We start from the raw sequence: 24388 nt of genomic DNA on the forward strand, positions 1-24388 counted from the left end.
CAGATGCCGGATATACGACTGCATGCGCTTTCCAGCTGCCAAACCTATCGTTCAGTTTCCTTGATTTCCGGGGGAGTCCATATAGGAATGTTAGACCACAGCCTATTTTTCATTTAGCTCTGCCTTTATAGACATGAGTGCTTTTTGCTTTTCACTGCGCTTTTTCGCGCGGCCTTCAGCGAGTTGCCCTTGTTGATTGGCATGTCTTGTTGATACGCGCCGCCTTCTGTCCATAACCATTGATTTCTTGCCGTACTTGGACCACAAACCATTGAACTTTGCATCGAGAGCGGCGTATTCCGGCGCAGTCATAGCCGAATTAATAATTGAGATCTCAGCGGCGTTCGAAATCTGCGGAAGCATTTCGGTCATCTTCTTCGCAAGCTTCCGCAGTTTGAAGAAGTCGCGGTCACGACGGGTTTTTGCCATTGGGGGCTAACGTAGAGCTAACCGGCGCTGCGCAGCTCTATCGCGCAGCGTCCAGAGAGCGAAGCGAACGGGGTTGAGCGCCGGGTTAGGCAGCAAATGGGTGCTATGGCTTGCAATCATTGGCGGGCTTTATTTCCTCAATCTTTCCATCACATTCACCTGGCCTGCTCGTTAAGAAACTAGGTAGAACTGGATGAACTCCGGTGAGCTTCTCAATAAACGTTTCAAGAGGTTCGAAATCTTTCTCATGCCGCTCTGTCTGATATGCTAACGCGGTATAGATACAGTTATTCTCGCCGTAGAAATTTATGTACGATTTGTAACCAAAAGTCCCGATATAACACCCCTCGATTTTCTTTAGATAGTAAATTCGTTTTGGTTCGAGAGTCGTATCGGTTGCGCCTTTGGTGACGTGCAATCCTTCCTGACTACTGTCGTCATCGCACACAAGAACTTCCGAAGTATTCGATCCTTTGATCGAGAAGAACACCTTCATGACGGCTGCTGCTTTTCCACTAGGAGTAATCGTAGTTGTTCCCGTCAATTTCCCGACAACAATTAGATCCGATCGGGTATACAACCAGTCAGACGAGACCGACGGTAGAGAAGCATAAGAAATCACTGAGTGCGTGAGAAAAACAAGAATGGTGAGCAGTCTCAACATGATCTCTGAGCATGTCCTCGTTGATGGGCTACGTCGTGCCTGAACGAATAGCGTTTATCCGCCGACGCGGACGAGTTTGAAGAAGGGATGAAGTCATATCGGCGGATAAACCTCGTTGGACTGGACCGCCGGACGGGCGATGGTTATGGGGATTGTAAGGCGGGCTTTTCCGAAGTCAATCGCATGGCATGAAACAAGGCGGTGGATTGGTGCGCGCCAGGCATTGCGGAGAGAGGATTCGGGAGAAGCAAACCGGCTCGATCATGCTTGCGTAGCTGCTCGGGAATCACTGGGTAGGCCGCAGGGCGAAGCCTTCCGAGAATGGTCTGACCATCCGTTGGAGAAACCGTCAGCAGGGGCTTGATGCAGCGTCTCATGGCGATCCTCGGGCCGTTGCCCCGCGCTGCGGCAGCAGCGTGGCGGTAACCCGAAACTGCCCGCCGCAGTGCGGACAGCACATCGACGCAAAGCGAGCCACCCGATGCAGGAATGCCGTCACCGATTCGATGATCGCCGGTTCCGGCGGCGGCACGGCCAGGGCCGAGCGCGCTGCCGCCAGCCCGACTTTCTTTCTCGCCGGCGAGAGCAGGCCATAGTGCCGGATGCGCTTGAAACCACTGGGCAGCACATGCAACAGGAAGCGGGCGATGAACTCGCTTCCCGCTAGACGCAGCACGCGCTTCTTGCCCCCGCTATCCGCCCGTACCCGGAAAGCTACCTGCTCGTGGGCGATGCCGACGATGTGCTCCCGGCCGAAAGCTTCCCCACGACCCAATTAAAAAAGCCCCTGAATCGTTCCAGGGGCTTTTTCGTTTCCGGGGCTAAAACTACCGCTCAGCCGCAGGTGCCCACGGCGCCGCAGGCGGTGCAGAAGTCGCAGCCGTCTTTCCTGATCATGGTGTGGTTGCCGCATTCACTGCAGAGCTTGCCGACGGTGGGCAGCACCTTGTTGCTGGTGGAGTCTTCCGGGGCTTCGAGGATGCCCATCTGCTGCAGGGGGAAGCCGGATTCGTCCAGGACGCCGAGCATGGCGTAGCGGTGAATGATCAGCTGGGCGATGTAGGCCACCGTGGAGGGGTAGGTCTGCTGCTTGCGGGAGCCGGGGGTGAAGGCCATGAAATCACCCAGGGGCTCGGAGTAGTCCAGCAGTTTCCGGAGCTTCATGCCGATCCAGGCCGGGTCGAGGACGCGCATGTCCAGGGACAGGAGCTTGCACAGGCCGTCCAGGGCGCGCGGGTAGTTGCCGGCCAGCCACATGGAGTAGGGGCGGGTGACCCCGTCGGGCAGGGTGATTTCCTTCAGGCCCAGGACGAAGTCCTCGTTGGTGGAGGGGTTGTTGACGTCCACGGTCCAGGACAGGGTGCCGTCGGTGCCGGTCTTGGGCTCCTTGGCGCTGAACAGGGCGTCCTTCACCGGGGTGGGGCCTTCGTGCTTGAAGGCGCCCAGCTGCTCGCAGCGCCACTGGATCACCTGGGCCATGGCGGAGACCACGGAGGGCATGCGCTTTCTTTCGCCGTGGGGCGGCATGGGCATTTCGAAGGCGTCACCGGGGGTACGGGCCAGGGCTTCCAGCTTCATCTGCAGCCAGCCGTGGTCGTTGGCGCGCATGTCCATGGACAGGGTCTTGGCGACAGCGCCCAGGCCCCGGGGTTCGGCGGGGCCATTGGCCCAGACTTCAAAGGGCCAGGCCCGGCCTTCAGGTTCCACGTGGCCGACGAACAGGGCGAACTTGCCGATCGGGGAGTCCACCATGTAGGTCCAGCACATGTTGCCTTCGGGCAGGTTGGGGCGGCCCGGCCAGCGCAGGCTGGAGAGCACCGGGGCGGGCAGGTGCTTGATGGAGAGGCGGCGGTTGGCGTCGCTGACGAAGTCCTGGGGGGACTTGGCGCTGTCGTCGGCGGTTTCGGTCTTGCTCGGTTCGACGGAGAGCACGGAGCCCAGGATGCTGTTGGGCCGGTAGGTGGCCAGCCCCTTGAGGCCGGATTTCCAGGCGTCCATGTAGAGGTTCTGGAAGTCCTCGTAGGGGTAGTCGGCCGGCACGTTCACGGTCTTGGAGATGGCCGTATCGATGCAGGGGGCTACGGCGGCCACCATGTCCTTGTGGGCGGCGGCGGAGATTTCCAGGGCGGTGACGAAGTAGTCGGGCAGCTTGCTGACGTCGCCGCCCAGGTGCTTGTAGAGGCGCCAGGCGTAGTCTTCCACCGAGTATTCCTTCAGGGTGCCGTCGGGCATGCGCTTCTTGCGGTTGTAGGTCCAGGAGAAGGGCGGCTCGATACCGTTCGAGGCGTTGTCGGCGAAGGCCAGGGAAATGGTGCCGGTGGGGGCGATGGAGAGCAGGTGGGAATTGCGCAGACCGTGCTTGCGGATCTCGGCCTTGACGGCATTGGGCAGGCGGGAGGCGAAGTTGCCGCCGGAGAGGTAGAGCTCGGCATTGAAGAGGGGGAAGGCGCCGCGCTCCTTGGCCAGTTCCACGGAGTACAGGTAGGCGGTGTCGCGCATGTGCTCGGAGATGCGGGTGGCCATGGCCCGGGCTTCGGGGCGGTCATAGCGCAGGCGCAGCATGGTCAGGGCATCACCCAGGCCGGTGAAGCCCAGGCCGACCCGGCGCTTGTTGGCGGCTTCTTCCTTCTGCTGCTGCAGGGGCCAGTGGGTGGCGTCCAGGACGTTGTCGAGCATGCGGGTGGAGACCCGGCAGACTTCGGCGAAGGCGTCGAAGTCGAACTCGGCCTGCTCGGAGAAGGGGTGGCGCACGAACAGGGTCAGGTTGATGGAGCCCAGGCAGCAGCAGCCGTAGGGGGGCAGGGGCTGTTCGGCGCAGGGGTTGGTGGCCTCGATCACTTCGCAGTAGTTGAGGTTGTTGTCCTTGTTCATCCGGTCCAGGAACAGGATGCCCGGCTCGGCGTGGTCGTAGGTGGATTTCATCACCTGGTCCCACAGGTCCCGGGCGCGCACCTTGCGGTACACCCACAGGCCGTCCTCGCGCTGGTAGGCGCCGGCGCTGCGCATGTCGGCGTTGGGTTCGGCGCGATGGGTGAGTTCCACCATGCCGTCGGCTTCCACGGCCTGCATGAAGGGGTCGGTGACGCCGATGGAGATGTTGAAATTGGTCAGGTCACCCTGGTCCTTGGCGTGGATGAAGTCCTCGATGTCCGGATGGTCGCAGCGCAGCACGCCCATCTGGGCGCCCCGGCGGGCGCCGGCGGATTCCACGGTCTCGCAGGAGCGGTCGAAGACGCGCATGTAGGAGACGGGGCCGGAGGCCCGGGACTGGGTGCCCTTCACCTGGGCGCCCACCGGACGGATGCTGGAGAAGTCATAACCGACGCCGCCGCCCCGGCGCATGGTTTCGGCGGCCTGGGCGAGCGCGGTGTAGATGCCGGGGCGGCCGTCGGTGACTTCGACGATGGAGTCGCCCACGGGCTGCACGAAGCAGTTGATCAGGGTGGCCTGGAGGTCGGTGCCGGCGGCGGAGTTGATCCGCCCGGCGGGCACGAAGCCGTTTTCCTGAGCCCAGAGGAAGCGGGCTTCCCAGTGGCCCCGTTCCTTTTCCTGCTCCATGGCGGCCAGGGCGTGGGCGACGCGCCGGCGCACGTCATGAACGCTGGTTTCCTTGCCTTTCGCGTATTTTTCGATCAGCACCTCGGTGGAGATCTCCTGCTCGGGCAGGGGGGCAATCTCGGGTGCGGCGGGAATTTCAGCAAGGGAAAGTTGTTCGGCGGCCTGGCTCATTCAGCACTCCTGGTAGGACGGTTTGTCTAGTGGGTTATTTTTGTAATGGGGCGTAAAGCTACTACATGTAGTGGTGCTGTGCAACGTGTTGACTAAATGTGGGGTCTGGGGTTCCGCGCTCACAAGGCCGGCACGAGCCAGGCGGGGCGCGGCGCCGGGGGCCGTTCACGGGCGCTGGCCGGCGGAAAAGCACCGGCAAAAAAGAGGGCGGGGGGAATCAGGCGCGGGAGCTTCGCCGCCGGGCCACGACCCAGAGCAGCAAGCCCCCCAGCAGCACCGAAGCGGTGACGGTGGACACCACGGCGGCTTGCCAGAAACCGGCCGCCCCCTGGGGCTCCGGCGCATGGAAGGCGAGCCAGTAGCCCAGACCCAGGCCCAGGCCCCAGAAGCAGGTCAGGTGGATCAGCAGGGGCAGGAAACTGACCTTGTAGGCCCTCAGGGAGAAGCCGGCGATGGTCTGGGCCGCATCGAAGAACTGGTACACGGCGATGTACAGGATCAATCCGGCGGCGATGCCGGCCACCCGGGGATCATCGGTAGCCAGGCCGGCGATGGACTGGTGCAGCCACCAGAGCAGCAGGGCGACCCCCAGAGCCAGGCCCGAGGCCAGCAGGATGCCGGCGCGGGCGGTGGCCCAGGCCAGGGCCTCGCGCCCGGCGCCAGCGGCCTGGGCCACCTGGGCCGCGGTGGCCAGGGCCAGGGAAAGGGGCAGCATGTAGGTGAGGGCGGAGAGGTTGGCAGCGATCCGGTGGCCGCCCACCACCTCGGGCCCCAGGCGGGCGATGAAGATGGCCATCAGGGTGAAGGCGCTGATTTCCACCAGGTAGGAGAATCCCATGGGCAGCCCCAGGCGCAGCAGCGCCTTCTGGGCCGTCCAGCGGGGCCCCTGGAACCGGGCGAATACCTGAAACGGGGCGAACGGAGCCTGCCGGGCCATGAGCCAGAAACCCAGCCCCATGGCGCACCAGGTGACGATGATCTGGGAAATGGCGGCCCCCAGGGCGCCCAGGCCGGGCAGGCCCAGGTGGCCGCCCACCAGGGCCCAGGCCAGGAGCGCGTGGGCCAGGGTTTCCACCAGGGCGATGTACATCAGGGGGCGGGGGTGGCCCAGGGCGTTGGCCGCCGCGTGAAAAGCCCGGTAGCCCAGGGAGGCGGGCAGGGACAGGGCCAGCAACTGCAGGTAGGTGGCGGCGATGCTTTCCACCTCCGGGGTCAGCCGGGCCGGTGCCAGCAGGGGGTGGGGAAAGGCCAGCAGGGCCATGCCGCCCAGGGAGAGGAACAGCACCAGCCACAGGCCCTGGCGCATTTCCGGGCCGATTTCCTGGTGCCGGCCGGCGCCGTAATGGTGGCCGATGATGGGGCCCAGGGCCTGGACCACGCCGGCCAGGCCCAGCATCAGGGTGACGTAGATGCCGGCGCCCACGGCTACGGCGGCCAGGTGTTCGGTGGAGTGGCGGCCGACGATCAGGGTGTCGGCCACCATCATGCCGATGGAAGCCAGCTGGGCCACCAGCACCGGCCAGGCCAGGGCAAGGATGCGCCGGGCCAGGTCGATGCTGCGGGGAATTGCGGAAGGGGTGCTGCCGGAAGCGCTCAAGCGGGCTCCACCAGGCCCCGGTACAGGGCCTCCATCTTGTCCAGCATGTGTTCCAGGGTGTAGCCGTCCCGCACCAGGGCATGGCCCGCTGTGGCCAGGCGCAGGGCTTCCTCCGGCCGGGCGAGCAGGTCCAGGATGGCCTCGGCCAGGGCCTGGGGGTCCCGGGACGGGACGCAGCGGGCGGTCTGGTCGGCGATGGCCACTTCATCCAGGCCGGTCTGGTGGGTGGCGATCACCGGCACGCTGGCCGAGTGGGCCTGCAGGACCCCCTGGGCCACGCCTTCGGAGATGGTGGAGGCCAGGACGAACAGGCGCAGGTCGGCCAGCACCTGGGGAATGTCGCGGCGAAAGCCCGCCAGCTTGATCCGGTCCCCGTGGCCCCCTTCAGCCAGCACCCTTTCCACCTTGGTCCGGGCCGGGCCGTCACCCACCAGCACGAACCAGGCGTCGCTGCCTTGTTCGATGGCGATCTGGGCCGCCCGGGCGAAGATGTCCGGGCCCCGGTCGCCGCGCAGCACCGCCACCTGGCCCACCAGGGGGACTTCCGGGGGAATGCCCAGGTCCTGGCGCAGGCTGCCGGGGCGGGCGGCGATGAAGCTTTCCATGCGGATGCCTGTGGGTACCGAGACGATCTTGCGCGCCGGGATGCCGCGCCGCACCAGCCCGGCCTTGATGCCCTCGCCGGTGGTCATCACCGCGTCGCACAGGGGGCCGTAGATGAGCTTGCTGCTGCGGCAGTCGCGGATGGGATTGGCGATGTGCCGGGCGCGGATCACGGGAACGCCCAGGAGCCGGGCCACCGGGGCCGCGCACCAGCCGTCCTTGGAGTTGTGGGCGTTGAGCACATCGATCCGGTGCCGCCTCATGATGCGGCCCAGCTGCCACATGCTGGCCGGGTCCAGGTTGAAGCGCAGCGGCACCTCGTAGGTGGTCAGGCCCCGCTGCCGGGCTTCGGCGACGATGGGGGTGCCGGGGCGGGCCGCCAGGACCGAATTTATGCCCCGGGCGGCCAGGGCCTCCATTTCCAGGACGATGCGCAGCTCCTGTCCGCCCAGGGAGGGAGAAGATTCGGTGTGCAGGACGTGGAGGGAGGTTCCGGTCATGATTCAGCGGTCGCCCTGGAGGCGCATGTAAAGTCGGGAGAGCAGGGGCTGGCCGTATACGAACAAGCGCCGCTTCAGCCAGCCGCTGTCTTCCCGCTCCTTGGTGCTGATGCGGCCCAGCCTCAGGGGCGGCTGGTCGGCGGCGTTGAGGCGCCTTTCGGTGGTGTACAGGTGGTCGAAGCCCTGGGACTGGGCCGTGGCCACGTAGTCCGGGTCGTAATACCCCTGGGGCCAGCACAGGTGGCGGCTGCAGCTGCCCAGGCGCTGGACCAGGATTTCCCGGGAGCGGGCCAGGTCGGCGGCCAGGGCCTCCTGGCGGGCGCTTCCCGGCGGCAGTTGCCTGTCCCAGCGGGTATGGGTGTGGGTGTGGCTGTGGAATTCAAAGGTGCCGGCTGCGGCCATGGCTTCCACCTCGGCCCAGCGCAGCATCACCCCGTCCCGGTCTCCGGCGGCAATCCGGGCCTTGCAGCTGCGGTGGTCCGGACATTCCTGGGGACCCTGGCGCAGGGGGCCGGAGCCTATCCAGTCGGTGCTGATGAAGAGCAGGGCCTTGAGCTGGAATTCCGCCAGCACCGGCTGGGCATGGACCCAGTTGTCCAGGTAGCCGTCGTCGAAGGTGATCACCACGCTTTTCCGGGGCAGCGGCTGGCCCTGGTGGAAGGCCTCGATTTCCCGGGCGCCGGGGGTGTGCCAGCCGGAGCGGGCGAGCCAAGCCATCTGTTCCCGGAAAGCGGCCGGGGAGAGGGTCACCAGGCCCGGATTCGGGCTTACGTGGTGATACATCAGGATGGGCAGGATCGGGACGGACATGGCCGGCGGGCGGTGGGGAAGGGCGAGAGGATACCGTTTGGGCCCCGGGTCAGGCAAACCCGGCAGGCCGGCAAAGGCGCTGGATGGCGGATATCTGTGGCATTTCTGTGTGAAGATGGCGGGGCCCTGCCGCGTACTGCTGGCGCGGGAGACTTTTCTTACTTGCTGGAGCGCCCCATGGGTTACCGGAACCTCTTGCCTGTCTGCCTGCTGCTCTCCTGTCTGGCCTTGCCGGCCTGGGCCCAGGAGGGCGTATCTTCCGAACCGCCGTCCTCCCCGGTCCAGGTGGAGCTGCCCGGGGACTTTGTTTTCCTCGAGGCCCTGATCCCCGGGCTGGTGGTGGATCTGCGTTACCAGGGGGCGGACAATTTCCTCGGTCAGCCCGTAGACGGCTACCAGGGGGCCAGACCCATGCTCACCCGGGCGGCCGCCGAGGCCCTGGCCCGGGTGCAGCAGGACCTGGCTCCCTTCGGCCTGGGGCTCAAGGTTTTTGACGCCTACCGGCCCCAGCGGGCGGTGGATCACTTCGTGCGCTGGGCCCGGGATCTCCAGGATGTGCGCATGCAGGCCCGCTACTATCCCCGGGTAGACAAGTCGCGCCTGTTCGTGGAGGGCTATATCGCCGACCGCTCCGGCCACAGCCGGGGCAGCACCGTGGATCTCACCCTGGTGGAGCTTTCCCCCGAGGGGGTGCCGGGCCGGGAGCTGGACATGGGCTCCGGGTTCGACTTCTTCGGACCCGAGTCCTGGCCCACGAGCGGGGTCCCCAATGCCGGGCAGCGGGCCCACCGGGCCCTGCTCCAGGCTTTGATGCTGCGGCACGGCTTCAAACCCTACGATCAGGAGTGGTGGCATTTCACCCTGGCCCGGGAGCCCTATCCGGACCGCTATTTCGATTTCCTGCCCCGGCCCTGATCCTGGCTGCACAACCCGGCCCCAAACAAAAAGCCGGTTCCCGCGGGAACCGGCTTGAGACCCGGAGGCCGTAAGTCTTACTTCTTCCAGGCGTCGGCCTGGACCAGGGCGTCGTCGCGCCAGGCTTCCCGGGCAGCCTTGTTGGCCACCCAGTTGGGCAGGAAGGTGTAGGCCTCGTCCAGCAGGTGCGGGGTGTGGCGGCCGGGGGAGTAGCGCAGGGCCCGCTCGTAGTATTCCTGCAGGGCGGGCTTGAAGTTGGGGTGGGCGCACTTCTCGATCACGGTCTTGGCCCGGGCCTTGGGGGCCAGGCCGCGCAGGTCGGCCAGGCCCTGTTCGGTGACGATCACCTGCACGTCGTGCTCGGTGTGGTCCACGTGGGAGACCATGGGCACGATGCAGGAGATGGTGCCGCCCTTGGCGCTGGAGGGGGTCATGAACATGGAGATGAAGGCGTTGCGGGCGAAGTCGCCGGAGCCGCCGATGCCGTTCATGATGGAGGTGCCCATGATGTGGGTGGAGTTCACGTTGCCGTAGATGTCGGCTTCGATGAGCCCGTTCATGGCGATGACGCCCAGGCGGCGGATCACTTCCGGATGGTTGGAGATTTCCTGGGGCCGCAGGATGATCTTGTCCTTGAAGTCCTTCAGGTTGGCGGTGAGATCGGCCAGGGCCTCGGGGGAGAGGGAGAAGGAGGTGGCGGAAGCACAGGTCATCTTGCCGCACTTCAGCAGTTCCAGCATGCCGTCCTGCAGCACTTCGGTGTAGGCGGTGAGGTTCTCGAAGGGACCGTCCTTCAAGCCGGCCATCACGGCATTGGCCACGTTGCCGACGCCCGATTGCAGGGGCAGCAGGTTGGCCGGCAGTCGGCCCATCTTCACTTCATGCTGGAGGAAGTCCAGGATGTGGCCGGCGATCAGCTTGGAGTTGGCGTCCGGCGGGGTGAAGGCGGAGTTGCGGTCCGGCTTGTTGGTTTCAACGATGGCGATGATCTTGTTGGGATCGACGTTGAAGTAAGGCTGGCCGATGCGGTCTTGGGTGCGGATGATGGGGATGGGCTTGCGGTGGGGCGGCAGGGCAGTGCCGTAATAGATGTCGTGCATCCCTTCCAGGTCCAGGCTCTGCCAGGTGTTCACTTCCAGGATGATCTTGTCGGCCTGGTCCAGCCAGGTCTTGTTGTTGCCGACGGAGGAGGACGGGATCAGCTTGCCGTCTTCGGTGATGCCGGCCACTTCCACCACGGCCACGTCGAGCTTGCCCAGGAAGCCGCCCCAGACGAACTGGGACACGTGGGACAGGTGGATGTCGATGTATTCCATCTCGCCGGCGTTGATGCGCTTGCGGCAGGTGGGGTCGGACTGGTAGGGCAGACGCATTTCCACGCCGTCCACCATGGCCAGGGCGCCGTCCAGTTCGGGGGCGGTGGAGGCGCCGGTCCAGACGCCGATCTTGAACTTCTGACCGTGCAAGTTGGCGTCCATGATGCGCTTGGCCAGGGCGGCGGGCACCACCTTGGGATAGCCGGCGCCAGTGAAGCCGCTCATGCCGACGTTCATGCCGGACTGGATGAGGGCGGCGGCCTCTTCGGCCGACATGATCTTGCTGCGAAGTTGTGGATTGAGGACTCGGGTGTCGTGGGACATGGGGCGTTTCCAGATTGATTGAAGAATGGCCGGTCTGACCGATTCCTGCGCCCGTCTGCGATTACGTTATGTTTAATTTTGTTATTCCAATCAAGCCAATGTTTTTCAGTGACTTGCGGAAATTTTAAAACCGGGTTGCAGGCCTGCTTTGCAATTTTATTAAATTGCGGCGCGCATTCTAACCCAGGGATGAAGACTGAGCGTAAACAATGACAAGGCCCCGGCCAGGAAAATCCTGCCGGGGCCCGGAGCGGGGTGTGGAAGGGTCAGCCAGCCAGTTCGCTGCTGGCCAGGTCCCGCCAGATGCCGTCCAGGTAGCCCTGGATGGGGCGGAATCTGGATTTGTAGGCCATCTTGCCGCTTTCCTTGATCCAGTAGCCCAGGTAGAGGTAGGGCAGGTTCAGGCGCTGGCACAGGTGGGCCTGCCAGAGGATGTTGAAGGTGCCGTAGGCGGTGCCCGGGGCGTCCGGGTCGAAGAAGGTGTAGACCGAGGAAATGCCGTCATCCAGCACGTCGATGATGCTCACCATGCACACCCGCTCGCCTTCGGAAAACTCGATCAGGCGGGTGTCCACCTGGCTTTCCAGCAGGAACTGGGCGTACTGCTCCCGGCTGTCCTCATCCATGCCGCCCCCCGGGTGGCGCCGGGACTGGTAGCGGGCATAGAGCTCGTAGTGCTGTTCGTTGTGCAGCAGGGGCAGTTCCCGCACCGTCAGGTTGCCATGGCGTTTCAGGGCCCGGCGCTGACTGCGGGAGAGTTCCAGGCGATCCACGGGCAGGCGCACCGGCACGCAGGCCCGGCAGTTGTCGCACCAGGGCCGGTAGGTGAACAGGCCGCTGCGGCGGAAGCCGGCGCGGATCAGCTGGCTGTAGACCGGGGTGTCGATCAGGTGGGCCGGGGTCGCCACCTGGGAGCGGGCCTCCCGGTCCCCCAGATAACTGCAGGGATAGGTGGAGGTTGCATAGAACTGCAACAGGGAGAAGGGCAGGCGGGAATCGTTCAGGGAGGACATGTGCTGGAGCGCCTGGTGGTGGCCGGTGGAATCCGGCTCGTCATTCTAGACCTTCCAGCTGCCGCAGGCCCCATCGGACTGCCAGGGGCCCCGGCCGCCGGAGCGGGGTGGGAGGGCGATCAGTTCCTGCAATCGGGCGATGAAGTCCCGGCGGGGGATTTCCCGGGCCCCCAGGGAGGCCAGGTGTCCGGTCTTCATCTGACAGTCGATCATGGCAAATCCTTCCTGCCGCAGGTAACGGACCAGGTGGGCGAAAGCGATCTTGGAGGCATCGCGGCGCCGGGCAAACATGGATTCTCCGTAGAACATGCGGCCCAGGGCAACGCCATAGAGGCCGCCTACCAGCTCGCCCTCCACCCAGGTTTCGACCGAATGGGCCAGGCCGAGTTCATGCAGGGCGCCGTAGGCGTGGCGGATTTCAGCCGTGATCCAGGTGCCGTCCTGGCCGGGCCGCGGCGTCTGGGCGCAGGCGGCGATCACCTGGTGGAAGGCGCTGTCCAGACGCACCTGATAATCCGCATTGCGCAGGGTTTTCAGCAGTGAGCGGGTGAGGCGGAATTCTTCCGGGAACAGGACCATGCGCGGGTCCGGGCTCCACCACAGCACGGGCTGATGTTCGGAAAACCAGGGGAAGATGCCCTGGCGGTAGGCGCGCAGCAGGCGCGGGGCGGACAGTTCGCCCCCGGCGGCCAGGAGCCCGTTGGGCTCCTCCAGGGCCTGCTCCAGAGGAGGGAAGGGGGCATCTCCTTCCAGCCAGGGGATCATGGCGCTCAGCGGGCCAGGTTGGGAATCCGGCTGGCCGGCAGGTCCGCGGGCTGATGGGACCTGAAGGCCACCACGTGATCCACGTCCAGGCGGATGCCGATTTCCTCTCCCAGGGCGTGGTTGTGGTGGCTGGGCACCAGGGACAGGACCCGGGTACCGCCGGTCAGCTCCAGGGTGTACAGGATGTCGGCACCCCGGAAGGCCTTGTTCAACACCCGGGCCCGGGTGCTGCTGGCATCGTCGTGCACCACGTCATCGGGACGCAGCAGCACGTCCACCTGGCATTGGTGTTCGGCCCGGGCGCCGTTGCAGGTGCCGCAGCCCTTGCTGCATTCCACCGGGCTGACGGAATTCAGGGTGCCCAGGTCGATCCTGACCTGGTGTTCGCCGATCACCCGCCCGGGGACCAGCACCCCCTGGCCGATGAAGTCGGCCACGAAACGATTGGCTGGCTGGTGATAGAGGTTGTAGGGGCTGTCCCACTGCTGGATCCGGCCTTCGGCGACGATGCCGATCTCGTCGGCCATGGCGAAGGCCTCGTGCTGGTCGTGGGTCACCAGGATGGCGGTGCAGCCTTCTTCCTTGAGGATGTCGCGCACTTCCAGGGAGAGCCGTTCGCGCAGGTCCACGTCCAGATTGGAAAAGGGCTCATCCAGCAGGATCAGCTGGGGCCGGGGCGCCAGGGCCCGGGCCAGGGCCACCCGTTGCTGCTGGCCGCCGGACAGTTCGTGGGGATATTTGTAGCCCTGGCCCTGGAGGCCCACCAGGGCCAGCAGGTGCTCCACCCGGGCCTGCTTTTCGGCCGCAGACGCCTGGCCCAGGCCGAAGGCGACGTTCTGGTCCACGGTCAGGTGGGGAAACAGGGCGTAATCCTGGAACACCATGCCGATCTTGCGCCGCTCGGGAGGCAGGCGGAACCCCGGGCGGCTGACGCTCACTCCGTCCAGCCGGACTTCGCCGCCGGCCACTTCCTCGAAACCGGCGATGCAGCGCAGCAAGGTGGTCTTGCCGCAGCCAGAAGGGCCCAGCAGGCAGGCGATGTGGCCAGTTTCCACCTGGAAGCTGACATCCTGGACGACGACGTGGGCGCCGTAGCGTTGTACGAGATTGTGGATTTCCAGATGAGCCATGGGCAGGGGTCCTGTGTAGAGGTGTCGATTATAATTCCCAACTCCACGAGAGCTCACCCATGCGCAACTTTTCTCCCCTGCTGCTGTTTTCCCTGCTGGTAGCCGCCCTGGCGGCCCTGCCTGTGGCCAGTGTCGGCCTCAACCTGCTGGCGGGGGGCACCGGCGATACCTGGTCCCACCTGGTCCAGACGGTGCTGGGAGACTATGTCCTCAATTCCCTGCTGCTCTGCCTCGGGGTGACCCTGGGAACGGCGCTCCTGGGCGTGAGTACCGCCTGGCTCACGGCCATGCACGAGTTTCCCGGTCGGCGCGTTTTCGAATGGGCCCTGGTGCTGCCCATGGCGGTACCCGCCTACGTGATGGCCTATCTCTATACCGACCTGCTGCAGTTCGTGGGACCGGTGCAGACCTGGCTGCGAGACACCTTCGACTGGACCCGGGCCGATTACTGGTTCCCGGATGTGCGTACCCTGGGGGGGGCGGTGGGCATGTTCGTGTTCGTCCTCTATCCCTATGTGTACCTGCTCGCCCGTAACGCCTTCCTGGAGCGGGCCAGCGGCATGCTGGAGGCGGCCCGCACCCTGGGCGTTGGTCCCTGGCCGGCGTTTTTCCGGATTTCCCTGCCCCTGGCCCGGCCGGCCATTGCCGCCGGGGTCGCCCTGGCCCTGATGGAGACCCTGGCTGACTATGGCACCGTGGCCTATTTTGGCGTGGATACCTTTACCACCGGCATCTACCGGGCCTGGTTTTCTCTGGGGGACCGCACGGCCGCCGCCCAGCTCTCCGCCGTGCTGCTCGGCTTCGTGATCCTGCTGGTGCTGCTGGAGCGGAGCTCCCGGGGCCGGGCCCGTTATCACAACACCACCGGGCGCAACCGGCCCATGCCCGGCCAGCGCTTGCACGGTGCCTGGGCGCTCCTGGCTTTCCTGGCCTGCCTCCTGCCTTTGTTCCTGGGCTTCCTGCTGCCAGCTGGATTGCTGTTGCGTATGGCGTTGCTGGAGGGGGATGCCCAGTTCGGCAGCCGCTTTTTGACCCTGGCGGGCAACAGTTTCACCCTGGCGGGCCTGACCGCCGGCCTGGCCGTTTGTCTGGCGCTGCTGCTGGCCTACGGGGCCAGACTCTCGAAGACCATCCTGGCCCAGGGCTTGAACCGTCTGGTGGGGCTGGGGTATGCCGTGCCCGGGGCAGTGATTGCCGTCGGGGTGCTGATTCCCGTCACCCGTCTGGATACCTGGCTGGCGGGGTTGTGGACCGAGTGGTTCGGCAGCAACCCGGGGCTGATCTTCACCGGGGGGATTGCCGCCCTGATCTACGCGTATCTGGTGCGCTTCCTGGCCGTGGCCCTGCAGACGGTGGACAGCAGCCTGGGCAAGATCACCCCCAGCATGGACGATGCGGCCCGCAGCCTGGGGCTGGGTCAGGCCGCCACCCTGGGGCGGGTACATGTGCCGATCCTGCGCGGCAGCCTGTTTACCGCCGCCCTGCTGGTGTTCGTCGATGTGATGAAGGAGCTGCCCGCGACCCTGGTGATGCGCCCCTTCAACTTCGACACCCTGGCGACCCAGACCTATACCCTGGCTTCCGACGAGCGGCTGGCGGAGGCTTCCACCGCCGCCCTGGCCATCGTGGCCGTGGGGCTTCTGCCCCTGATCGCCCTGTCCCGGCAGATCGCCAACAGCCGCAAGAAGTAGGTTTTTCCGCGCCAGTAAAAAGCCCCCGCCGGGGCGGGGGCTGGTGCGCAGGGCCTGGGGCCGGGATCAGCGGAAGCCGGCCCGGTCGAAAATGACCTGGGCCTTGGCCCGGTACATGGCCAGGGAGCCCACCGGCAAGGTATCCACCTTGAAGGGGCCCAGGGCTTCCAGGGCGGGATTCTTCACCTTGACGCTGGCGACCACCGGCCATTCATTGTTGCCATCGGCAAAGTAGCGCTGGGCCTCGTCGCTGGCCAGGTATTCCAGGAATTTCACGGCCGCCGCCTTGTTGGGGGCGTACTTGAGCATGCCGCCGCCGGAGACGTTGATGTGGGTGCCGCTGCTCTTCTGGTTCGGCCAGACCACGGCCACCTTTTCCATGACCTTCTTGTCCTCGGCCTTGTCGGAGCGCATCAGCCGGGCCACGTAGTAGGAATTGGCGATGGCGACGCCGCACTCGCCGGCGGCCACGGCCTTGATCTGGTCGGTGTCGCCCCCCTTGGGCGTGCGGGCGAAATTGCTCACCAGGCCCCGGGCCCAGCTTTCGGCCTTCTGTTCTCCGTCATGGGCGATCACCGCGGCCATCAGGGAGAGGTTGTAGGGATGGGAGCCGGAGCGGGAGCAGAACTTGCCCTTCAGGGCCGGGTTGGCCAGATCTTCGTAATTCTGTACCTGCTCGGCCTTCACTTCCGCCTTGTTGTAGACGATCACCCGGGCCCGGGTGGAGAAGGAGAACCAGTCGTCAGTGCGCAGGTAGGCGGGGATGCGGGTTTCCAGCAGCTTGGACTTGACCGGGGCGAACAGGCCCAGTTCATGGGCAGCGGCGAGACGGGCGGCATCCACGGTCAGGAGCACGTCGGCGGGGCTGTTGGCGCCTTCATTCCGGATCCGCTCCAGCAATTCGTCTTCCTTGCCTTCGATGCGGTTGATCTTGATGCCGGTCTGCTTGGTGAAGTTGGCGTACAGGGCCTCATCCGTCTGATAGTGGCGGGCAGAGTAGAGATTGAGGACTTTTTCCTGGGCCTGGGCGCCGATGGCGGTGCAGGCGAGGAGGGCGGTCAGCAATGCGGCTTGAGGCTTCATCAGGGTCTCCGTGGGATCGTGGATGGATTACCGGGATGATTCTAGCGGCACTCGGTTGTTGAGTAAATGATAACGGTTGCTAAATTCTCTCGTGTTCCAGGGGGAAAGAGCGTCGGGGAAGGAAAGCTGGAACCCAGGGGCACGATGGCCGGGTCCCTGACGCTGTCGAGGATCTGGAAGATGAAGTCACTCACCTGCAGGGCCGTGGATACTGGCTCCGGCCGGGCGCAGGCCGGGTGTCGGGGAATTATTTGAAGCGGGGGGCCTTGAGCAGGGCCAGCAGCGCCCCTTCGCCGCCGTCGTGGGGTTTGGCCTGGCAGAAGGCCAGAATTGCATCGCGCCGGGCCAGCCAGTGGCGGGACAGGGCTTTCAACACCGATTCTCCGCCGGGGGAGGAGAGCCCTTTGCCGTGGATGATGCGCACGCAGCGGTAACCCTGGATCAGACAGGTGGCGAGGAAATGGGCCAGTTCTTCCCGGGCTTCCTCCCGGGTCAGGCCGTGCAGGTCCAGTTCCGCCTGGATTACCCAGCGGCCCTTGCGCAGGTCGGAAAGGAGGCGGCGCGGCAGGCCGGGGCGCAGGAAGGCATCTTCGATGCCCATTTCCAGCCGGTCTTCGAAGGAGAGGGGCCCCAGCAGGGCTTCCGCCAGGGCGGCCGCGTCATCCTGGCGGCGTTGCAGGGGCTGGGGCCGGGGTTTGGGCAGGTCCAGTTCGGCCCGGTCCGAAGGGGGCAGGGGGCGCACCCCTTCCATGGCGGCACGGAACAGTTCCTGGTCCCTGGGAGGAAGGGGGCGGGGAGCCGTGTTGCGGGGTTTGCGGGGCGCCCGGGCCGGGTGCTTGGTGAGTCCGGCCAGGGCGTCGAACGCGGGGTGCAGGGCGCGCCGCCGCGCCATGATCCGGGTCTCAGTGACCCAGATTGTCCAGGTAGCGCTCGGCGTCGAGGGCTGCCTGGCAACCGGTGGCGGCACTGGTGATGGCCTGCTTGTAGATCTGGTCCTGGACGTCGCCGGCGGCGAACACCCCCTCGATGCTGGTCTGGGTGGCATTGCCGTGGCGGCCGCCCTGGGTCACCAGGTAGCCGTTATCCATTTCCAGCTGGCCGGCGAAGATGTCGGTATTGGGCTTGTGGCCGATGGCGATGAACACCCCGGGCACGGCCACTTCCTGGACGGCGCCGCTCTTCACGTTCTTCACCTTGAGGCCGGTGACGCCGGTGTTGTCGCCCAGCACTTCGTCCAGCACGGAATCCAGCAGCAGGGTGATCTTGCCTTCTTCCACCTTCTGGTAGAGCTTGTCCACCATGATTTTCTCGGCCTTGAACTTTTCCCGGCGGTGGATCAGGGTCACGTGGCTGGCGATGTTGGCCAGGTACAGGGCTTCTTCCACGGCGGTGTTGCCGCCGCCCACCACGGCCACGGGCTTGTTGCGGTAAAAGAAACCGTCACAGGTGGCGCAGGCGGAGACGCCCTTGCCCATGAACTTTTCTTCGGAGGGCAGGCCCAGGTACATGGCGGAGGCGCCCGTGGCGATGATCAGGGCGTCGCAGGTGTAGGTGCCGGCGTCGCCGATCAGGGTGAAGGGCTTTTGCTGCAGCTGCACCGTGTGGATGTGGTCGAAGATGATTTCGGTGTCGAAGCGGCGGGCGTGCTGCTCGAAGCGGGCCATCAGCTCGGGCCCCTGGACCCCTTGCGCATCCGCCGGCCAGTTGTCCACCTCGGTGGTGGTCATCAGCTGGCCCCCTTGGGCCAGGCCGGTGACCAGCACCGGTTTCAGGTTGGCGCGGGCGGCATAGACGGCGGCGGTATAACCGGCGGGGCCGGAGCCGAGGATGAGCAGGGGGCTGTGGCGGGTGGCTTGGGTCATGGAATCTCTCTTGTAGGTGCGTTCGGGTCGCAAAATTATAGCTGCAGCACCTGGGGCTTGGGTAACGCTGGCGGCTGGTGATTTTCACTCAAAGCTTTATAATTCCATTCTAAGTGAATGAAATTTAAGTGTAACGACCCCCAGGGTCGATGCTTTCGAAATAGTAGAAAATACTAATGTTGGAGCCTTCCCCATGGCCGCTTCTTCCCGCCGGCTGGACAATCCCAGCCCCTTGCCCGAGAAAATCGGCACCCTGCTGCAGGAGTCCCGCTGGCTGCTGATCGGGGCCCTGGCCCTGTTCCTGGCCCTGTCCCTCTGGGGCTACCACCCGGGGGATCCGGGCTGGTCCCATGCCGTCGGGGCCGCGGTGCTGCAGAACCCGGCCGGCCGCGCCGGGGCCTGGATTTCCGACCTGCTCTTGTTCCTGTTCGGCTTTTCCGCCTGGTGGTGGATCGTGCTCCTGGCCATGTTCGTCTGGTGGGGCTACCGGCACTTGAACGGTTTCGGGGCCGAGGCCGGGGAAAAGGTGGATCGCCGGCCGCTCCTGATCGCCCTGGCCGGTTTCGCCCTGCTGCTGGCAGCCAGTGCTGCCCTGGAATCCCTGCGTTTCCGTTCCCATCAGCTGCAGCTGCCCATGGCCCCGGGAGGGCTCCTGGGGGTGGAGGTGGGGGGCGCCCTGGGCGAAGCCATGGGGTACACCGGCGCCACCTTGTTGCTGCTGGCGGTCATGGCGGTGGGCTGGAGCATGTTTTCGGGCATGTCCTGGCTGTGGTTCTTCGAGCGCCTGGGGGCCTGGCTGGAGAATGCCTGGCAGACCGTCTTCGGTCTCTACGAACGCTGGCAGGATCAGCGCATCGGCCGTAGCGTGGCGCAAAAGCGGGAAGCGGTGGTGGAGGAGGAGAAGAAGCGGGTGGAGTTCCAGGAGCCCGTGTTCATCGAACCCCCGGCCCCCGTGGAAGTGGTGGTTTCCCCCAAGGCGGAAAAGCGCATCGAGCGGGAAAAGCAGGCCAGCCTGTTCCCCGAGGCCCTGATCGGCGGCCAGCTGCCGCCCCTGCATCTGCTGGACCCGGCCCCGACCCACACCGAGACGGTGGCGGCCGATACCCTGGAATTCACTTCCCGCCTGATCGAACGCAAGCTGGCCGACTTCGGTGTCCAGGTGAAGGTACTGGCGGCCCTGCCCGGGCCGGTGATCACCCGCTACGAGATTGATCCGGCCACCGGGGTCAAGGGCTCCCAGATCGTAAACCTGGCCCGGGACCTGGCCCGGGCCCTGGCCCTGGTGTCCATCCGGGTGGTGGAGACGGTGCCGGGCAAGTCCTGCATGGCCCTGGAGCTGCCCAATGCTCGCCGCCAGACGGTGAAGCTGGCGGAGATCATTTCCAGCAAACCCTGGAACGACATGGGCAGCCCCCTGACCGTGACTTTGGGCAAGGACATCGGCGGCCAGCCCGTGGTCGCCGACCTGGCCAAAATGCCCCACCTGCTGGTGGCCGGTACCACCGGTTCGGGCAAGTCGGTGGGGGTCAACGCCATGATCCTCTCCCTGCTCTACAAGTCCGAGCCGGAGACCGTGCGCCTGATCATGATCGACCCCAAGATGCTGGAACTCTCCATCTACGAGGGTATTCCCCATCTGCTGGCGCCGGTGGTCACCGACATGCGCCAGGCGGCCAATGCCTTGAACTGGTGCGTCGGCGAAATGGAAAAGCGCTACAAGTTGATGAGCGCCATGGGGGTGCGCAATCTGGCCGGCTTCAATGCCAAGATCCGCGAGGCGGAGAAGAAGGGCGAGCACATTCCCAATCCCCTCAGCCTCACGCCCGAGGCGCCGGAACCCCTGACCGTGCTGCCCCATATCGTGGTGGTGATCGACGAGCTGGCCGACCTGATGATGGTGGTGGGCAAGAAGGTGGAGGAGCTGATTGCCCGTCTGGCCCAGAAGGCCCGGGCCGCCGGCCTGCACCTGATCCTGGCCACCCAGCGCCCGAGCGTGGATGTGATCACCGGCCTGATCAAGGCCAACATTCCCACCCGGATTTCCTTCCAGGTGTCCAGCAAGATCGACTCCCGCACCATCCTCGACCAGATGGGCGCCGAGAATCTGCTGGGCCAGGGGGACATGCTCTACCTGGCCCCCGGCACCGGCTACCCGACCCGGGTGCACGGGGCCTTCGTCACCGATGACGAGGTGCACCGGGTGGTGGAACACCTGAAGCAGACCGGAGCGCCCGACTACATCGAGGACATCCTGACCGCCAGCCTGGACGACGAGGGCGGCGGCGGCGCCGGCGGCGAGGAGGGGGGCGACGCGGAAAACGATCCCCTGTACGATCAGGCCGTCGAGGTGGTGCTGAAAAACCGCCGGGCCTCCATCTCCCTGGTGCAGCGCCACCTGCGCATCGGCTACAACCGGGCCGCCCGGCTCATCGAGGCCATGGAACACTCGGGCCTGGTCTCCGCCATGGATGGCCGCGGCGGCCGGGAAGTCCTGGCCCGCAAGGAAGAAGAATGAAACGTCGCCTGTTCCTGTTTGCCAGTGCCCTGATCCTGAGCCTGCCCCTGCCGGCCAGCGCCGGTGCCGTGGATGCCCTGAAGCAGTTCCTCGACAGCACCCGCAGCTTCAAGGCCGAGTTTTCCCAGTCGGTGCTTTCCAAAAGCGGGCGCCGGCCCCAGGCCTCCAGTGGCCGGCTGGCTTTCCAGAAGCCCGGCAAGTTCCGCTGGGAGGTGGAAAAGCCCTATCCCCAGCTGATGGTGGGGGACGGGCAGAAGGTCTGGATCCATGATCCGGAGCTGGAGCAGGTGACCGTGAAGAAGATGGATCAGGCTCTGGGGAACACCCCGGCGGCCCTCCTGTCCGGCAGCAGCGACATGCTGCGCAACTTCGTTCTGAGCGAAGGCGGGGAGGCCGACGGCCTGAACTGGGCCGAGGCCCGGCCCAGGAGCCAGGAGGCGGGCTTCGACAAGGTGCGCCTGGGGTTTGCCGCGAACGGGGACCTGAAAGCCATGGAGCTGTCCGATAACTTCGGCCAGACCACCACCCTGCGGTTCCACCAGCCGGAGCGCAATCCCGCCCTGGCTGCCAGCCTGTTCCGCTTCACGCCGCCCAAGGGGGCGGACGTGATCGGCGAGTGAGCCTCCCATGGATGCCCTCGGCGAACTGAGCGGCTTCCTCTCCCGCAGCCTGTCCTTCTTCTGGCGCCACGAGCAGCCCTACGTGATCGGGCTGACCCTGGCCCTGGCGCTCCTGGTGGGGCGCATCCTGCCCAGCGAGCGCTACACCCTGCGCCAGACCCTGGTGTTCTTCCTGCTCTGCCTGGCTGGCCAGGCCGGGGCGGCGCTGCTGCACGGCATGGGCTGGGGCACCCTGGCCGCCGGCCTGATGGAGCTGGCCATCGTCGGGGTGGGCGTCGCCATCATCCGCATGAGCGGGGTGATGCTGTTCCGCATCCTGCTGCCGGCCCTGGGTTACTCGGCGCCGCGCATCCTGGAAGACATCACGGTGATCCTCGCCTATTTCGTCTGGGGCGCCATCCGCCTGCGTTACGCGGGCATGGACCTGTCCGGCATCATCGCCACCTCGGCGGTGATGACGGCAGTGATCGCCTTCGCCATGCAGGACACCCTGGGCAACATTCTCGGCGGTCTCGCGATCCATCTGGATCATTCGGTGGAAATCGGCGACTGGGTGGTGCTGGAAGGGGTTTCCGGCAAGGTGACGGACATCCGCTGGCGCTACACCCGGGTCATCACCCGCAACGGGGAGACCGTGGTGGTGCCCAATAGCGTACTCATGAAGAACCGCTTCACGGTGATCGGTGCCCGGGGCGGGGAATACAGCTGGCGGCGCTGGATCTGGTTCGGTGTCGATTACCAGTGGCCTCCGGGTCACGTCATCGAAACCGTGGAAAAAGCCATCCGCCAGGCCGACATTCCCCGGGTGGCCCCGACTCCGGCGCCCCAGTGTGTGCTCATGGAGTTTGCCGCCGGTTACGGCAAGTACGCCCTGCGCTACTGGCTCACCGATCCCCAGGTGGATGACCCCACCGATTCCGCCGTGCGTCAGCACGTCTTTGCCGCCCTGCAGCGGGCCGGCATGCGCATCGCCATCCCCGAAGAGGCGCGCCACATCATCAAGGAAAACCAGAGCCACGAGCAGCGTCTGCATGCCCGGGAGCTGGCCCGCCGGCTGCACGCCCTGGGGGGCGTGGAACTGTTCTCCGGCCTTTCCGGGGAGGAGCTGTCGGCCCTGGCGGAACGGCTCATGTACACCCCCTTCGAGGCCGGGGATGTGATCACCCGCCAGGGAGCGGTGGCCCACTGGCTCTACATCCTGGTGAGTGGCGAAGCCGAGGTCTGGCTGGATGGCGCCGAAGGCAGCCGGCGGGTTTCCGCCCTGCCCACGGGCAGCGTCTTCGGCGAAATGGGGCTGATGACTGGCGCCCCCCGCTCGGCCACGGTCAAGGCTGCTTCAGCGGTGGAGTGCTACCGGCTGGACAAGGCGGGGTTCGAGGACATCCTCCAGGCCCGGCCGGAAATCGCCGAAGGCCTGTCCCGCACCCTGGCCGCCCGGCGCCAGGAGCTGGAACAGACTCTGCAGCAGCAGGACAGCCCGCCGCCCCAGCGCGACCCGGCCCGTTTCAGCGCCGAAATCCTCGGCCGCATCCGCCACTTCTTCTCCCTGGGCAGCTGACCGCACCTTGCCTTTGGTAGCGGCAGCGCCAACATCCAGGCTGCTTCAATCCGCGCAGCAGGCCAGGCCCGAAACCGGCAGGACGCCGCCCAGGGCCGGAGCCTGCAGGGCCAGGCCATCTTCCCGATCCCAGTAGGGTTCGCTGCCGAAGCGTTCGGCCAGATATTCGATGAAGGCATGGACCTTCAGGGGCAGGTGCCGGTTGGGCAGATACACGGCATAGAGGAAGCGTTCCACCGGCACGTAGCCGGGCAGCACTTCCACCAGGCGGCCCGCCTGGATTTCCCGACCCACGATGAAGGTGGGTAGCAGGGCCAGTCCCAGCCCGCCCAGCACGGCCTGGGAGAGGGCTTCGTCGTCATTGATGCGCAGGGTGCCCGAGACGGGCACGGCAATGTCCCCCTGGGGGCCCTTGAGGCGCCACTGACCCTGGGTGCTCATGTAGGTGTAATCGAGGCAGTTGTGCCGGGCCAGGTCCTGGGGGGTTTCCGGGGTGCCGCGCCGGGCCAGGTAGTCGGGGCTGGCGCAGATCTTCCGGCGGATCGGCGCCAGGCGCCGGGCCACCAGGTTGAGGCCGGGTTCCGCGGTGATGCGCAGGGCTAGGTCGTAGCCTTCCTCGGCCAGATCCACCATACGGTCGGAAATGGTCATGTCCACCGACAGGTCCGGGTACTGGGCCATGAAGCCGGGCAGGGCGGAGGCCACGTGCATGGTGCCGAAGGCCACGGAGGTGCTGATCTTCAGGGTGCCCCGGGGCTCCTGGTGCAGGCGGTGCACAGTGCTGTCCGCCTGGTTCAGCTCTTCCAGTATCCGGTCGCAGTGCTCGAAATAGGCGGCGCCGATTTCCGTCAGGCTGAGCCGGCGGGTGCTGCGGTGCAGGAGCCGTACCCCGAGGCTGGATTCCAGGCGGGCCACGGCCTTGCTGATGCGGGATTTAGAAGTGTCCAGTTGCTGGGCCGCGCCGGAAAAGCTCTTGGCCTTGACCACCTGGGCGAAGATCAGCATGTCGTTGATGTCGTGCATTTTGTTTCTTAGTTGGAAACCTAGTTATTCGTGATCCTGGGCTTATCAAGCCTGGTGGCTCTGCCTATCATAAACGGCTTGTTTATTTGCAGAGTACATTTCGGGCCTGAAAGGCACATCTGGTGCAGGATATCATCGCCGTTCCCGGCGCTGGAAATTCTTTCTGCATGACTCCCGGGATACTGTGTGGTGCCTTCCGGGGTAAGGCTGAATCCTACTATTGTTTCCAATATGGAATCAA

19 protein-coding genes and 1 pseudogene are annotated in these 24388 nt (G+C 65.5%); 5 read left to right on the forward strand and 15 right to left on the reverse strand.

The annotated features are described in order from the left end of the window. Positions 1-102: 102 nt before the first annotated feature. The 7 genes and pseudogenes from G474_RS23490 to G474_RS0114185 form a co-directional block, all read right to left on the reverse strand. Positions 103-429 (reverse strand): hypothetical protein, encoded by a 327-nt coding sequence (locus G474_RS23490; RefSeq protein WP_156919274.1) that lies wholly within the window; start codon positions 427-429, stop codon positions 103-105. 103 nt (positions 430-532) lie between these two features. Next, positions 533-1093, reverse strand: a complete 561-nt coding sequence (locus G474_RS23495) for a hypothetical protein (protein ID WP_156919275.1) — start codon at positions 1091-1093, stop codon at positions 533-535. Between the two features lie 373 nt (positions 1094-1466). After that, positions 1467-1853: pseudogene (locus G474_RS24595) on the reverse strand (transposase); the annotation flags it as partial. Positions 1854-1927: 74 nt separating this feature from the next. Then, complete coding sequence (locus tag G474_RS0114170) at positions 1928-4822, reverse strand: adenosylcobalamin-dependent ribonucleoside-diphosphate reductase (RefSeq protein WP_026687557.1); 2895 nt, start codon at positions 4820-4822, stop codon at positions 1928-1930. 217 nt (positions 4823-5039) lie between these two features. After that, on the reverse strand, positions 5040-6419 hold the full coding sequence (locus G474_RS0114175; protein ID WP_026687558.1) for an MATE family efflux transporter: 1380 nt from the start codon (positions 6417-6419) through the stop codon (positions 5040-5042). Beyond that, complete coding sequence (locus G474_RS0114180) at positions 6416-7522, reverse strand: glycosyltransferase family 4 protein (RefSeq protein ID WP_026687559.1); 1107 nt, start codon at positions 7520-7522, stop codon at positions 6416-6418. The genes G474_RS0114175 and G474_RS0114180 overlap by 4 nt, the downstream gene beginning before the upstream one ends. Before the next feature lie 3 nt (positions 7523-7525). Further along, entirely contained in the window at positions 7526-8332 is an 807-nt protein-coding gene (locus tag G474_RS0114185) for a polysaccharide deacetylase family protein (protein WP_043464551.1), read from the reverse strand. A 177-nt stretch (positions 8333-8509) separates the two neighbouring features. Between G474_RS0114185 and G474_RS0114190 the strand changes: the two genes are divergently transcribed. Beyond that, positions 8510-9247, forward strand: a complete 738-nt coding sequence (locus G474_RS0114190; RefSeq protein ID WP_026687561.1) for a M15 family metallopeptidase — start codon at positions 8510-8512, stop codon at positions 9245-9247. A 77-nt stretch (positions 9248-9324) separates the two neighbouring features. Here G474_RS0114190 and scpC read toward each other — a convergent pair whose 3' ends face one another. From scpC to G474_RS0114210, 4 genes are all read right to left on the reverse strand, one after another. After that, positions 9325-10887 carry a succinyl-CoA:acetate CoA-transferase ScpC gene (gene scpC, locus G474_RS0114195; RefSeq protein WP_026687562.1) on the reverse strand — a complete coding sequence of 521 codons (1563 nt, stop codon included), beginning with the start codon at positions 10885-10887 and terminating at the stop codon, positions 9325-9327. A gap of 266 nt (positions 10888-11153) precedes the next feature. Further along, entirely contained in the window at positions 11154-11900 is a 747-nt protein-coding gene (locus tag G474_RS0114200) for an arginyltransferase (RefSeq protein WP_026687563.1), read from the reverse strand. A 45-nt stretch (positions 11901-11945) separates the two neighbouring features. Then, the gene (gene aat / locus G474_RS0114205) at positions 11946-12665 is read right to left on the reverse strand and encodes a leucyl/phenylalanyl-tRNA--protein transferase (protein WP_026687564.1); all 720 of its coding nucleotides are present in this window, start codon (positions 12663-12665) and stop codon (positions 11946-11948) included. A 5-nt stretch (positions 12666-12670) separates the two neighbouring features. Beyond that, on the reverse strand, positions 12671-13795 hold the full coding sequence (locus G474_RS0114210) for an ABC transporter ATP-binding protein (protein WP_026687565.1): 1125 nt from the start codon (positions 13793-13795) through the stop codon (positions 12671-12673). Positions 13796-13854: 59 nt separating this feature from the next. On the opposite strand from G474_RS0114210, the gene G474_RS0114215 reads away from it, so the two are divergent. Then, positions 13855-15486, forward strand: coding sequence for an ABC transporter permease (locus G474_RS0114215; RefSeq protein WP_026687566.1), 1632 nt, complete (start codon positions 13855-13857; stop codon positions 15484-15486). Between the two features lie 66 nt (positions 15487-15552). Here the strand turns inward: G474_RS0114215 and G474_RS0114220 are convergent, their stop codons facing one another. From G474_RS0114220 to trxB, 3 genes are all read right to left on the reverse strand, one after another. After that, on the reverse strand, positions 15553-16569 hold the full coding sequence (locus tag G474_RS0114220; protein ID WP_026687567.1) for a Fe(3+) ABC transporter substrate-binding protein: 1017 nt from the start codon (positions 16567-16569) through the stop codon (positions 15553-15555). 247 nt (positions 16570-16816) lie between these two features. Continuing rightward, positions 16817-17461: a Smr/MutS family protein gene (locus G474_RS0114225; protein WP_084513775.1), complete on the reverse strand. Its 645-nt coding sequence runs from the start codon at positions 17459-17461 to the stop codon at positions 16817-16819. Positions 17462-17471: 10 nt separating this feature from the next. Further along, positions 17472-18431, reverse strand: coding sequence for a thioredoxin-disulfide reductase (gene trxB, locus G474_RS0114230; protein WP_026687569.1), 960 nt, complete (start codon positions 18429-18431; stop codon positions 17472-17474). Between the two features lie 193 nt (positions 18432-18624). Here trxB and G474_RS0114235 point away from each other — a divergent pair, with 193 nt between their 5' ends. From G474_RS0114235 to G474_RS20885, 3 genes are read left to right on the forward strand one after another with little or no spacing between them, the layout of a single operon-like run. Further along, on the forward strand, positions 18625-20946 hold the full coding sequence (locus G474_RS0114235; RefSeq protein WP_051282308.1) for a DNA translocase FtsK: 2322 nt from the start codon (positions 18625-18627) through the stop codon (positions 20944-20946). Continuing rightward, positions 20943-21566 (forward strand): outer membrane lipoprotein periplasmic chaperone LolA, encoded by a 624-nt coding sequence (lolA, locus tag G474_RS0114240; protein WP_026687571.1) that lies wholly within the window; start codon positions 20943-20945, stop codon positions 21564-21566. The genes G474_RS0114235 and lolA overlap by 4 nt, the downstream gene beginning before the upstream one ends. A 7-nt stretch (positions 21567-21573) precedes the next feature. Further along, entirely contained in the window at positions 21574-23124 is a 1551-nt protein-coding gene (locus G474_RS20885) for a mechanosensitive ion channel family protein (RefSeq protein ID WP_084513776.1), read from the forward strand. Between the two features lie 45 nt (positions 23125-23169). Here G474_RS20885 and G474_RS20890 read toward each other — a convergent pair whose 3' ends face one another. Further along, positions 23170-24147 carry a LysR family transcriptional regulator gene (locus tag G474_RS20890; protein WP_051282309.1) on the reverse strand — a complete coding sequence of 326 codons (978 nt, stop codon included), beginning with the start codon at positions 24145-24147 and terminating at the stop codon, positions 23170-23172. Between the last annotated feature and the right edge of the window lie 241 nt (positions 24148-24388).

This window comes from Azovibrio restrictus DSM 23866, from assembly GCF_000429665.1.
Lineage (GTDB): Bacteria > Pseudomonadota > Gammaproteobacteria > Burkholderiales > Rhodocyclaceae > Azovibrio > Azovibrio restrictus.